The sequence below is a fragment of the Rhizobium sp. CSW-27 genome, from assembly GCF_018760785.1.
Taxonomy (GTDB): Bacteria; Pseudomonadota; Alphaproteobacteria; order Rhizobiales; family Rhizobiaceae; genus Neorhizobium.
The window spans coordinates 237,244-248,740 of the sequence record NZ_JAHHZO010000006.1; the positions used below are offsets into that span (position 1 = coordinate 237,244).

The following is an 11,497-nucleotide window of genomic DNA, read 5'->3' on the forward strand; positions in this document are numbered from 1 at the left end:
GCTCAGGCTCCCATCTTCTCGAGGCTGGCGAGATCGGGCAGGTCGAAGATCGAAAGATCGGCGCTGCCGGCAAAGGCGCCCGTGCGCTCGGCGGCGCGAAGCTTTGCCGAGCGGGCGCGCGGATTTTCCTCCGCCTCGGCCCTGGTGGCCGACATCATGCCCTTGCCGACGGGCTCGAACACCGCAGGACGGTCCTCGACCATGGGCAGGTGGCGCGAACCCGCGGCGCGACCGGATCGGTCCGCCAGGAAGCGCTTGACGATGCGATCCTCCAGCGAATGGAAGCTGACGACGACGAGACGTCCGCCGGGCTTCAGGGCACGCTCGGCGGCAAACAGCGCACGCGCCAGCTCGCCCAGTTCGTCATTGACGAAGATGCGCAGCGCCTGGAAGACGCGCGTGGCCGGATGGATCTTGTCCTTGGCCTTGCGGGGATTGACGCTCTCGATGAGGTTCGCGAGATCGCGCGTGGTCACGAAAGGTTCGGTTGCCCGACGCTTCTCGATGGCGCGGGCAATGCGCCCCGCCTGCTTTTCCTCGCCGAGAAAGCCGAAGATGCGTGCCAGATCGCCCGCCTTGGCGCGATTGACGACATCGGCCGCCGAAACGCCCGAGGCAGACATGCGCATGTCGAGCGGCCCGTTCCTCTGGAAGGAAAAACCGCGTTCGGCCTCGTCGATCTGCATCGAGGAGACGCCGACATCCAGCACCACGCCATCAAGCCCGCCCGGCGGCGCATGATCGGCGAGCGCGGAGAAGCGCGACGCGATGAGCTTCAGGCGACCGCCCGCCTCGGCGACCAGCGCCTGACCGCCGGCAATGGCGTTCGGATCGCGATCGAGCGCGATCACGTCGGCACCGGCTGCCAGAATGCCGCGCGTATAACCGCCCGCTCCGAAGGTGCCATCCAGAATGATCCTGCCGGGGGCTGGAGCAAGTGCCTGAAGCACTTCCTCCAGCATGACCGGAATGTGGCGTACCGGTCCGCCATCGGCCTCGGTGTGTCCGTCGCCAAGATAAGCCGCCATTCCGTTCCCCTGTCTCAGACGGGCCGCACACCGAAGGTCGCGCGTCCCGCTCTCGCCACCGCCTGCGCCTCGTGAAACGCCTGCGGCTGCCAAAGCTGAAAATGATCGGACCGACCGACGAAGGTAACCTCCGTCGTTATGCCGGTGAAGTCGCGGATGAAATCCGTGACCATCAGCCGGCCCTCCGAGTCGAGCCGCATGTAGACGCCACCACCATGAACCAGCAGCGACATCGCATTGGCCTCCGGCGAAAAGGGATCCGCCGAGGCGATCTGCCGCTCGTACCGCTCGAGCAGGTCCGGACCGCCGACGCTGATCGCCGGAAACACAAGGTCCTGGAGACAGTAAAGCTCCTGGACATTCCGCCGCGCGAGAACCGCACGGAAGGGCGCCGGCACGGAGACCCGCCCCTTCGTGTCGATCCTGTTCGTCGCATTGGACAAGAAGCGGTTCATCACGCCATACACCCGCCCCGGAACGATGCGAGGCACGCAAGCACCCCGCCGATTGCGAGCCAAAAGACAGAATCATCACGTCCGGACGAAATGCATCCCGCCCGTTTCTTCCCTGAAGAAGCGCTCCGATCCTGTCCGATGAATGGGCAATCTGATGCCCTCTCGCAGTGTGAATTTGGGATAACATGGGACCATATGGGCGTCAATGGGAAGCCGCCACACGGAGATGCCGCAGCCTGAAATATTTATAAGCTGTTAAGTTTAACAAAGGGTTAGCGTCGACTGGCAGACAAGGGCGGTCAATTCGCGGCAGGTGCGCGGCCGTTTTTCCCTTAAGTCCTTGCCACCACGACAACAATTCGCAGACCACCCGCCAGGCGCCTGCCGGATGACACAATCATGAGGGGAAATCAGATTGCGCCGCACCGCACAACAAGCGAAAAAATCGGTCGCCTGCGCGAAACCGCACCAGGGTAGCAGTGCAGAAAATTAAAATCGCCAGTTGGCCTGTAAGCCGGGTTCTGTATGGCCCCGGTGCGAGCACCGGAACGTGGCAGCCATTCATCTGGGACGGCGCTTGCACGCCGCCTCTCGCAACCCACCCGGATGACTGGCCCGGAAACAGGCTGTAGCGCCGCAAGCGGCACCCGCATCATCCCTATTCGGTCTTGCTCCCGGTGGGGTTTACCGTGCCGGTCCTGTTGCCAGTCCCGCGGTGGGCTCTTACCCCACCCTTTCACCCTTACCCCGCCAACTCTCCGCTCGAAAACCGAACGGAGAGCAGGCGGGGCGGTTTGCTTTCTGTGGCACTATCCCTGGGGTCGCCCCCGCCGGACGTTATCCGGCACCGCGCTTCCGTGGAGCCCGGACTTTCCTCACCCTACCGCCTTTCGGCATTGGTAAAGCGCGGCTGCCCGGCCAACTGGCGGGCGGGTCATAGCGTCTTTGCCGGCAAAAGACCACAGCAAATCCGCAGGCTTCGAAAATGCAGGGCTCACGCCCGCCAGAAGGGCTTGCGCACCTCGCGCTCGGCCTCTTCGCGCGTCATGCCTGCATCCTCGAACATCGTATCGTTGTAGCTGTGCATGTCGCGCTCCATCTGCCGGCGCAGGCTCCGCCGGGACTGCCAGAGCCTGAGAATCTCGACAAGGGCATCAAGGCCGACGACACCTGCATAATCGTGGTACAGACGCTCGGCGACCTGCCCGTGTTCATGCCGGATATGACTTTGCCCGATAGTGTGTCGCATGGCTCTTCTCCTTCGTCAGGATCCGAATTTATCTCCCTTCACACACGGGAAAAATTGAGTAATACGAACAGACAATGTGAGGAAAATTCCAACGTCGGGTTTCCGGACCATGGACAAGCTTCCGCCACTGACCTCGCTTGCGGCGCTCGAAGCCTTCTTTCGCACGGGCTCCGTCGGCGGCGCCGCCGATCTGCTCGGCCGTACGCATAGCGCGATCAGCAAGCAGCTCCACCAGTTGCAGGATCATTCCGGCACGGAGCTTTTCATCAGGCGCGGCCTGCAGCTGGAGCTGACGAGCGACGGCCGCCTGCTGGCGGAAACGGTGGCGCGCAGCATGGACGAGATGCGCCGCACCTATACGACGATCACCGGCGGCGGGCGGACCTCCGTCACGATTGCCGCAAGTTCAACCTTTGCCCGCCAGTGGTTGATCCCGACGATCGCGCGTTTCAACATCGAATACCCGGACATCGACGTGCTGATCCGGGTGATGGGCGCCCGCGACCTTCGGCGCGCCGAGGGGCCGGTCGATCTGGTGACCTCCTGGGATCGCCTGAAATATCTGAACGTCGAATATGACCAGGCGGTCTCGCTGGGCGACGTGCACATGGGCGTGGTGCTGGCCCCCTCCTACCCGTTCGAGATGAGCGGAAAGACGCTCACCGTACAGACCATCCTACATCGCCGCGACGCGGAGAATTCCTGGGAAAACTGGTCCCGGCTTTCCGGCATCACCGTCATCCGGGAGCGCGAACTGACCTTCGATCTGTCCTCGCTCGCCTTCGAAGCGGTGGAACGCGGCATGGGGGCGACGATCGCGCCTAAATTCCTGATCGAGAAGGAGCTGAAATCGTCAAGCCTGATCGCACCGGCCGGCTTCCTGACCTTCAAGGACGGCCTGCTGATCTATCCGGCCGCCGAGCGGCCGAAGCTTTCGAAGCCCGCGCGGCTGCTGCGGGACTGGATGGTTGCGAACGCACAGCTTGACGCCGATGGCTTTATCGCCAACGCGGCACATCAGCCATGGCCGTTCACATCAGCGGGCGTCGACTGGTGAAAAATCGAAATCGAAGGAATTGATCCGGCCCGCCCGGAGAAGTTCCGCCCCGAGACGGCCGATCTCGTCGGAGCTTTTGGCCGCCGTGCCACAGCCGCCGGTCAGGACCGCAATCCGCGGTGATTGCGTGTAGGCAATGATCGGATAGCCGGAAGGCGTCTTGGAGACGACGCAGGCGCCCGTCGAAATCCGTGTCCGGTCGACATCCGGCACCAGTGTTTCCATGAAGGCCGCATGGTGGTCGCGAACGCTTTCGCGTCCGCCGGAGCGGAACCAGGCACGCAGATCCGAATCGCTGCGCAGGATCAGGTCATCCGGATCGCCGCCGATCTTGAGATAGACCTTGCCGTCCGGATAGCGCACCGGCGGCAGCATGTAGATGTGGCGGCTCGGATCGCGCGGCTCGTAGATCAGCGATGGCATGCCGGCAAAGCGGGCAAGCTCCTCCTCCGGGATTTCGAAGAAGGTGACCGTGCGGCCATAGACGGTCATGGAAAGCCGCTCCGGCAGCAGACCTTCGGCGATGCTGAAGCCGCCGGCCGCCACAAGCGCCTTTTCCGCCGTATAGTGACCGCCCTCGGCGGTGCGCACCACCGCAAGCCCGTCTTCGTCACGCACGGAGACGACCGTTTCCGGCAGAAGCCTCGCCCCCTGCCCGGCCGCCAGAACGGACTGCGCTCTGACCAGCGCGCGCGGATTGACATAGCCCGCCCGGCGCGCCTCGAACACGCCCTCGCAGTTCGGTTCGAAGCCGAAATAGCCGAAGCGCTCCTGCAACGCCGTCTGGTCCAGCAGGTCGGTCGTGACGCCGAGCCCTTCAGCAGCCTCCAGAATGCCGCGGATGTAAGCGTGGCCGGTACGGCGCTCGGGCGCCACCATCAGGCAGCCGACCTCATGATAGAAGGTAACGCCGCTGCGGCTGGCGATGTCGCCGTAGCGGGCGATGGAACGGTTGGCAAGCCGCGCCCAGACCGGATCCGGGTCGATGGTGCGGGTGATGCGCGCCTCGTCATAATGGCTGGCAAAAACGCCCTGGTGATGCCGGGGGTCGGTGGGCTCGTCCGGCCCGATCAGCGCCACACCCTCGGTCGTTTCGCTGAGATGGCGGGCAGCAGCCGCCCCCATCATGCCGCGCCCGACGACGATGAAGTTGAAATCGGCTGCCATGCCCGCGGCTCCTGAAGAAATGAAACTCACTCGGATTTAGCCACCCGCCGCGCCCTCGTCCAGAGGCGCGCTGTCGCACCAGCCAGATCTCTGCGAAGGAACGGCGGAAAGGCTCAGTTGGTGCCCTGGAAACGCGGCAGCTCCGTCAACAGCCGGTGCAGCGTGTCGATGGTGGACATGTCGGCAATGCCATCGACGCGCGCCGGGCGGAAATGCCGCTGGAACGCCTCGACGACGCCCTCTGTCTGATCGCAGAAGGTGCCGGAGAGCGGCACGTTATAGCCATAGAGCGCCAGCATGCCCTGCAACGCTTCCACCGGCTGACCGCTTTCGCCGCGCTGGAAGAAGCGGCCGCTGCGGATCGGGCCGGGCTCCACCCAATGGCCGATGCCGGCGGCAAACAGGCGATCCCACGGAAACATCTCGCCCGGATCGACCTTGCGGCGCGGCGCGACATCGGAATGGGCAAGAACACGCTCCGGCCGGATCGACCAGCGTTCGGCACAATCGCGGCAGAGCGCAATGACTGCCTCGATCTGCGCGTCCGGAAAGGGCGGCAGCCCGCCCGGATGGCCGGCATTGGCGATCTCGATGCCGATCGAGCGGGAGTTGATGTCGGTCTCGCCGTCCCAGAAGCTTTTTCCCGCATGCCATGCCCGGCGCGCCTCCGGCACCAGTTGCACCACGCGCCCGTCCGGCCAGACGAAATAATGGCTGGAGACCTCGCTCTCGATGTTCTTCAGCCAGGACAATGCCTGTCCATGATCGGCCATGCCCGTGTAATGCAGGATGATCATGTCGGGCGCCACGCCGCCCACGCGCTCGCCATGGTTCGGCGACGGCTCGACCCGCGCGCCCGAGAAATCCGGCACCAGTTTCATGCAGCCTTGCGTTCCTTGGCAATCGCCGCATAGGCGGCGTTCAGCGCCGCCATGCGCTCGTTGGCCGCCGCATGCAGCGCCTGGGGCACACCGCGGGCAATCAGCTTGTCGGGGTGATGCTCGGCCACCAGATGGCGGTAGCGCTTGCGGATGGCGGAGAAATCATCATTCGGCGACACGCCCAGCACCATGTAGGGATCGACGCCCTCCAGATGCATGTGGCGGGCCTGGATGCGGCGGAAATGGTCTTCGTCGATGTGAAAGATCTCGGCGATGCGGGCGAGAAAGGCCATTTCCTTCTCGTGCACCATGCCGTCGGCCTTGGCGATGTGGAACAGGCCGTCGATGACGTTTTCCAGCATCGGGCAGTTTTCGTCGCCGGACCCGCAGAGACCCGCCAGCTTTTCCGCATAGGCTTCGTAGCCGGCCACGTCCTGCCGGGCGAGGTTATAGAGGCGGGCGACATTGCGCGCCTCCTCCTCGGGAAAATCGAAGATCTGCCGGAAGGCCTCGACCTCCGAGGCGACGACTGCACCGTCGGCCTTGGCCATCTTGGCCGAGAGCGCGATGATGGCAACGGAGAAGGAAACGCGCCGGCGCGTTTCCGGATCGCCTTCGAACAGGGTGCGGATCGCCTCCACCACGCGGCCAAGCGCATTGTGGGCGGCGTCGCCGACGCTGCCGAGCAGCCGCTCCCACAAAGAACTCACATTCAGGCAGAGAAAATCGAAGATCATGCTTCACCTGACCAAATTCCCGCCGCCTTGGCAAGCAGCCGCGGGCAGCGGGCGGGATTAAATTCTTGTCATTCTACGCGATCCCCGCCACGCCGGATCGCCCGGCGCGCGGGGCCGCCCCGCCTTTTGCCGGGTCTGGTTGACATGCCGCCTACAGGCTCACCTGCGAGCGCCAGAGCATCTGCCGATTTGAACCGATTGAAAACACAGCTGTTCCAAAACCGGCCCGAAATAGCGGATTTTCTTGAGAAATTCACTTTACAGCTGCGGTCACGTGTCGCATCCCTTCTGCGGTCAAAAGGCAAGGCGCGCGGGCGCAAAAGGAGGTTCGATGGCGAAGCGGAAAGTGGCGATGCTGACGGCGGGTGGGCTTGCGCCCTGTCTTTCGTCGGCGGTCGGGGGATTGATCGAGCGCTACACGGATATTGCCCCCGAACTGGAGCTTGTCGCCTATCGCTCGGGCTATCAGGGTCTGCTGCTCGGAGATCGAATCGAGATCACCCCCAACATGCGCGAGCGCGCCCATCTGCTGCATCGTTACGGCGGCTCGCCGATCGGCAACAGCCGCGTCAAGCTGACCAATGTCGCCGACTGCGTGAAGCGCGGCCTCGTCAAGGAGGGCGAGAACCCTCTGAAGGTGGCCGCCGACCGGCTGGCCTCCGACGGCGTGACCATTCTCCACACGATCGGCGGCGACGACACCAATACCACGGCCGCCGATCTTGCCGCCTATCTCGGCGCGCATGGTTATGATCTGACGGTGGTCGGCCTGCCGAAGACGGTGGACAACGACGTCGTGCCGATCCGCCAGTCGCTCGGCGCCTGGACGGCTGCCGACGTCGGCGCGCATTTCTTCGATCACGTCAGCAACGAGCAGAGCGCAGCACCGCGCACGCTGGTGATCCACGAGGTCATGGGCCGCCATTGCGGCTGGCTGACCGCCGCCACCGCCCGCGCCTACATTCAGGAGACAAAGGACAATGAATATGTCGAGGGCCTGATGATGAACACCCAGATGAAGAACATTGACGGCCTCTACCTGCCGGAAATGTACTTCGACCTGGAAGCGGAAGCCGAACGCCTGCGCGCCATCATGGACAAGTGCGGCTTCGTCACGCTGTTCGTATCGGAAGGAGCCGGTCTCGACACCATCGTCGCCGAACGCGAGGCAGCCGGCGAGGCGGTGAAGCGCGATGCCTTTGGCCATGTCAAGATCGACACCGTCAATGTCGGGTCCTGGTTCCAGAAGCATTTTGCAACCCTTCTGCATGCCGAGCGTTCGATGGTTCAGAAGTCCGGTTATTATGCCCGCTCGGCACCCGCCAACGGCGACGACCTGCGCCTGATCCAGAGCATGGTCGATCTGGCTGTGGAAAGTGCGTTGAACGGCGTGTCGGGCGTCACCGGCCACGACGAGGACCAGAATGGGAAATTGCGCACGATCGAATTCCCGCGTATCAAGGGGGGCAAACATTTCGATCTCGCCACCCCCTGGTTCGGGGAGGTCATGGACTTCATCGGCCAGCCCTTCCGGGCGGTGTGATCGAACGCTGCTGCAGCCGGGCGAGGACCTGCGGGCGGCGACGATTTCATGCTGGAGGAAACCATGACCCTCGGGGATCTGCTGGTCTTTTCAATTCTGTGCCTGCTGATCCTTGATCTGCCGTCAACCTCCGGCCGCCTTCTCCTCGACCACAGCCTCGCCCGCGGCAAGACGCGGGCGGCGGCACTGGTGCCCGCCATCCTGCTCGGCTCCCTCCTCTGCTTCGCCGCCGGCTTCGGCATCCATGTCTGGCTGGCGGAGTCGCTGCGCACCATGCTGGACGCCCTGTCCTGGTGCGCGCTGGCCTATCTCGCCGTCTACGTGCTGCGCGGTCTGCAGATGCGCCAGCGCTTCCGGCTGGCGGACAACGACAACCTTGGCGAGAAGACCGTCTGGCCGGCCCTGTCGCGCGGCTTTGTCGGCCAGCTTCGTCCGGGGCTTGCCGTCGCCATCGCCGCGCTGCTTTTCCAGACCGCCGATTCGTCTGCCGATATCGCGGAGCGAGCATTGCATGCCGGGCTCGCCTTTGCGCTTGCGGCGATCGCCGCACCGGTTATCCAGATCGTTTTTGCCCGCCAGCGGGCCATGCGCCTGCAGCGCACAAGCCGCGGAAAACCGGGGCTCGACAAGTCCCGCACCCGCTTCATCGCGCGCCGCGCCGTCAGCGCCGGCTACCGCCGGATTGCCGCCTGACCGCCACGGTCTTGCCGCTCGGCGTCCAATGCGTTAAGAATTGGTAAGATTTGCAAGACACGCACGGGCTGGGAAACACAACTTCGTGAAAGTGAGACAATGGCGATAACCCGTTTTTTCGGTTGCAACGCGGTGATTGCGGTTGCCATTTGTGGGGCCGTTTCCAGTTGCTCAAGCGTTGACTCGGCGTCGAACACCGCAGCGGACGGCAAGGCTGAACAGAGCCAGGAAACAGCCCAGGCAAAGACCGAAACAACGGAACAGCTTGCCGAGGCCCATGCCGCGCCGAAAAGCGGACGCATTTCAATCGAGGCCGCCGCCGCAGCGGCCGGCACCGATGCAGGCCCGGTCGCGGCGCCTGCCGGCAGTACCACCGTCGTTGCCGAAAAGGGTGGCCGCGTCGTTCATCAGGTTGCTTTGCCCGTCGGCAGCTGGGCGCTGGCCCGACAGAATGATTCGGTTCGCGCCGCGCTGGCCGAACAGGCAGCCCAGGCCGCCGGCACCACGCCTGCCCTCGCCGTCGCCCCGACGTCGCTGGAAACCACGGGTGCCATGCAGGCGATCAACGTGGCAACGGCAGCGCATGTGATGAGCGCGCCGGTTGCGCCGCAGCCGCTGGTAACGGCCGCCGCCAGCCCCGTGCAGGTTGCCCATGTTGCCGTTCCGCAGCCGAAGCCGGTTGCAGCCCCCCTCGCCCATGGCATTCCCGAGGAACTGAGCGCCACCTATGTGGCGATCCCGACGCCGCGGCCGAAGATGGCGCAGGCTCCGACCTCTTCCATGCTGGCCTATGCCTCCGCCTCGCAGCCGGTCTCGTCGCTGACGACGGACTTCTTCCCGCCGGCGCCGGGCGCACCGCTTCCGGAAACGGCGGAGTCCAGCACGCCGGAACTCAACAAGCTGATCAAGCGCTATGCCGGCCTCTACGGCGTGCCGGAATCGCTGGTGCACCGCGTCGTGCATCGCGAAAGCAAGTACAATCCGAAGGCCTATAACCGGAACGGTTATTTCGGACTGATGCAGATCAAGTATTCCACGGCAAAGGCCATGGGATATCGCGGGCCGGCCGAGGGTCTTCTCGATGCCGAAACCAATCTGAAATATGCCATCAAATATCTGCGCGGCGCCTGGCTGGTGGCAGACAACGAGGCTGACGACGCCATCGGCCTCTATGCCCGCGGCTACTACTATGACGCCAAGCGCAAGGACATGCTGCACGTGATGCACTGACATCCGTGCGGGCCGGCCGGGCGCTCAGGGCAGCGCCTTCACCAGTTCGCGCACCAGCGGTGTCGGCCGATAACCATTGCGGGACGGCGACAATCCCATCCTCACCACGACAAGTCCCCTGGAGGGAATGACAGTCACCGACTGACCGTCATGCCCCTGAAGGGCAAACATGTCGTCCGGCAGGCGGTCGGTTCCCTCGCCGCGCGCCGGCAGCCAGGTCTGCATCTGCGAATAACGTCCGCCCGAGGCGCCGTTCGGCGTGCGCATCATCGCAACCAGATCGGCCGGCAGCAGACGCCTTCCCTGCCAGACGCCTTCCTCAGCCAGAAGCAGACCGAACCGCGCCCAGTCGCGCGCGGTGGCATACATGTAGGAACTGCCGGCGAAGGTGCCGGCCTCGTCGATTTCCAGAACGGCACTGCGCATGCCGAGGGGGCCGAACAGGGCGCGGCCTGGATAGGCCAGGGCCTCGGCCGGATCGGCAAAGCGGTTCTGCCAGATGCGCGACAGCAGCAACGCCGTGCCGGAGGAATAGCTGAAGGTGGTGCCCGGCTCCGCCTCCAGCGGGAGGCGCTGGGCGAAGCGGGCCATGTCCGGCTCCAGGTAGAGCATGCGCGTCACATCGGCGACGGCGCCGTAATCCTCGTTGAAGGACAGGCCGCTTTCCATCGACAGCATGCGGGCCAGCGTGATGCGCGCCCGCCCGTCATCCTTCCAGGCCGGCAGAAGGTCCGCATCGTCGAGATGCATGCGTCCGTCGCGAAGCAGCGTGGCGATCAGCGCGGCATTGACCGTCTTCGTCATCGACCAGCCGAGAAGCGGCGTTGCCGCATCGAAGCCCTCGCCATAACGTTCCGCGACGATGCGCCCGTCCTTGACCACCACCACCGCCCGCATGCCGGCGCCCGTCAGATCCTCCCGCGCAAGAACGCGCGCGGCAGCGTCCGAGGGAACGAGCGCATCGCCTTCGGGCCAGGGGCGGCCGGGATCGGCTGCATCGATCGCCGCACCGCCCGTCAGGGCCAGCAGGGCGGGCTGCTTTCCCTCGCCCAGCACGCTGCAGCCAAGGCCCGGCCGATAGACGGCTTCGCGCGGCGCGATGCTGCCCAGCAGTGCCGCCCGCACCCGCTGCCGCTCCGGCTGAACCTCGACCCGCATGAGCCGGAGCAGCGGATGCCCCGGCGCCTGCACGTCATCCGCCAGCACCTCAGCCGGCTCGCGATGGGCGATGAACACGTTGGAGCAGACGATCTTTGCCGCATAGCCGCTGCCGACCCGCAGAAGTGCTGGCGGAACGGCATAGAGCCACGCCACCGCGCCGATGACGGCCAGCACCAGCAGCACGAGAAGCAGTTTGCCTAGACGGATGAGGATGCGCATGTCGTCACTCCCTGTGGACGCGGCATGCAAGCAGGAAAGCCGGGCAATGGGAAGCCCCAAGACGCGCCGAGGGGGAG

Annotated in this window: 11 protein-coding genes and 1 other RNA gene; 4 read left to right on the top strand and 8 right to left on the bottom strand. The window is 64.7% G+C overall.

The features are described from left to right. Nucleotides 1-2: 2 nt before the first annotated feature. The 4 genes from rsmH to KLP42_RS14135 form a co-directional block, all read right to left on the bottom strand. A complete protein-coding gene (rsmH, locus tag KLP42_RS14120; RefSeq protein WP_215567379.1) occupies nt 3-1,028 on the bottom strand; it encodes a 16S rRNA (cytosine(1402)-N(4))-methyltransferase RsmH in 1,026 nt (341 codons plus the stop codon). Nucleotides 1,029-1,042: 14 nt separating this feature from the next. After that, entirely contained in the window at nt 1,043-1,483 is a 441-nt protein-coding gene (gene mraZ, locus KLP42_RS14125) for a division/cell wall cluster transcriptional repressor MraZ (RefSeq protein ID WP_215567380.1), read from the bottom strand. 494 nt (nt 1,484-1,977) lie between these two features. Then, nucleotides 1,978-2,409: RNase P RNA component class A (gene rnpB / locus KLP42_RS14130), an RNA gene on the bottom strand. Between the two features lie 68 nt (nt 2,410-2,477). Beyond that, nucleotides 2,478-2,732, bottom strand: a complete 255-nt coding sequence (locus KLP42_RS14135) for a DUF1127 domain-containing protein (protein ID WP_215567381.1) — start codon at nt 2,730-2,732, stop codon at nt 2,478-2,480. Nucleotides 2,733-2,841: 109 nt separating this feature from the next. On the opposite strand from KLP42_RS14135, the gene KLP42_RS14140 reads away from it, so the two are divergent. After that, nucleotides 2,842-3,789 carry a LysR family transcriptional regulator gene (locus KLP42_RS14140; RefSeq protein WP_215567382.1) on the top strand — a complete coding sequence of 316 codons (948 nt, stop codon included), beginning with the start codon at nt 2,842-2,844 and terminating at the stop codon, nt 3,787-3,789. On the opposite strand, the gene KLP42_RS14145 is transcribed toward KLP42_RS14140, so the two are convergent. The 3 genes from KLP42_RS14145 to KLP42_RS14155 all read right to left on the bottom strand — a co-directional run bounded on the left by KLP42_RS14145 (nt 3,769) and on the right by KLP42_RS14155 (nt 6,574). Then, the gene (locus KLP42_RS14145; protein ID WP_215567383.1) at nt 3,769-4,956 is read right to left on the bottom strand and encodes an FAD-dependent oxidoreductase; all 1,188 of its coding nucleotides are present in this window, start codon (nt 4,954-4,956) and stop codon (nt 3,769-3,771) included. The genes KLP42_RS14140 and KLP42_RS14145 overlap by 21 nt on opposite strands. Before the next feature lie 113 nt (nt 4,957-5,069). Further along, complete coding sequence (locus KLP42_RS14150; protein ID WP_215567384.1) at nt 5,070-5,837, bottom strand: N-acetylmuramoyl-L-alanine amidase; 768 nt, start codon at nt 5,835-5,837, stop codon at nt 5,070-5,072. After that, nucleotides 5,834-6,574 carry a J domain-containing protein gene (locus tag KLP42_RS14155; RefSeq protein ID WP_215567385.1) on the bottom strand — a complete coding sequence of 247 codons (741 nt, stop codon included), beginning with the start codon at nt 6,572-6,574 and terminating at the stop codon, nt 5,834-5,836. Before KLP42_RS14155 ends, KLP42_RS14150 begins: the two co-directional genes overlap by 4 nt. Nucleotides 6,575-6,905: 331 nt before the next feature. Between KLP42_RS14155 and KLP42_RS14160 the strand changes: the two genes are divergently transcribed. From KLP42_RS14160 to KLP42_RS26920, 3 genes are all read left to right on the top strand, one after another. Beyond that, nucleotides 6,906-8,117 (top strand): pyrophosphate--fructose-6-phosphate 1-phosphotransferase, encoded by a 1,212-nt coding sequence (locus tag KLP42_RS14160; RefSeq protein WP_215567386.1) that lies wholly within the window; start codon nt 6,906-6,908, stop codon nt 8,115-8,117. A 63-nt stretch (nt 8,118-8,180) separates the two neighbouring features. Then, the gene (locus KLP42_RS14165; protein WP_215567387.1) at nt 8,181-8,810 is read left to right on the top strand and encodes a hypothetical protein; all 630 of its coding nucleotides are present in this window, start codon (nt 8,181-8,183) and stop codon (nt 8,808-8,810) included. 99 nt (nt 8,811-8,909) lie between these two features. Beyond that, nucleotides 8,910-10,040: a lytic transglycosylase domain-containing protein gene (locus tag KLP42_RS26920; protein ID WP_252192980.1), complete on the top strand. Its 1,131-nt coding sequence runs from the start codon at nt 8,910-8,912 to the stop codon at nt 10,038-10,040. 24 nt (nt 10,041-10,064) lie between these two features. Here the strand turns inward: KLP42_RS26920 and KLP42_RS14175 are convergent, their stop codons facing one another. Continuing rightward, a complete protein-coding gene (locus KLP42_RS14175) occupies nt 10,065-11,420 on the bottom strand; it encodes a serine hydrolase domain-containing protein (RefSeq protein WP_215567388.1) in 1,356 nt (451 codons plus the stop codon). Nucleotides 11,421-11,497: the final 77 nt, after the last annotated feature.

Bases quoted from the DNA above. Each gene is read 5' to 3' on its own strand.
- rsmH (WP_215567379.1), bottom strand. From the start codon at position 1,028: ATGGCGGCTTATCTTGGCGACGGACACACCGAGGCCGATGGCGGACCG.
- mraZ (WP_215567380.1), bottom strand. From the start codon at position 1,483: ATGAACCGCTTCTTGTCCAATGCGACGAACAGGATCGACACGAAGGGG.
- KLP42_RS14135 (WP_215567381.1), bottom strand. From the start codon at position 2,732: ATGCGACACACTATCGGGCAAAGTCATATCCGGCATGAACACGGGCAG.
- KLP42_RS14140 (WP_215567382.1), top strand. From the start codon at position 2,842: ATGGACAAGCTTCCGCCACTGACCTCGCTTGCGGCGCTCGAAGCCTTC.
- KLP42_RS14145 (WP_215567383.1), bottom strand. From the start codon at position 4,956: ATGGCAGCCGATTTCAACTTCATCGTCGTCGGGCGCGGCATGATGGGG.
- KLP42_RS14150 (WP_215567384.1), bottom strand. From the start codon at position 5,837: ATGAAACTGGTGCCGGATTTCTCGGGCGCGCGGGTCGAGCCGTCGCCG.
- KLP42_RS14155 (WP_215567385.1), bottom strand. From the start codon at position 6,574: ATGATCTTCGATTTTCTCTGCCTGAATGTGAGTTCTTTGTGGGAGCGG.
- KLP42_RS14160 (WP_215567386.1), top strand. From the start codon at position 6,906: ATGGCGAAGCGGAAAGTGGCGATGCTGACGGCGGGTGGGCTTGCGCCC.
- KLP42_RS14165 (WP_215567387.1), top strand. From the start codon at position 8,181: ATGACCCTCGGGGATCTGCTGGTCTTTTCAATTCTGTGCCTGCTGATC.
- KLP42_RS26920 (WP_252192980.1), top strand. From the start codon at position 8,910: ATGGCGATAACCCGTTTTTTCGGTTGCAACGCGGTGATTGCGGTTGCC.
- KLP42_RS14175 (WP_215567388.1), bottom strand. From the start codon at position 11,420: ATGCGCATCCTCATCCGTCTAGGCAAACTGCTTCTCGTGCTGCTGGTG.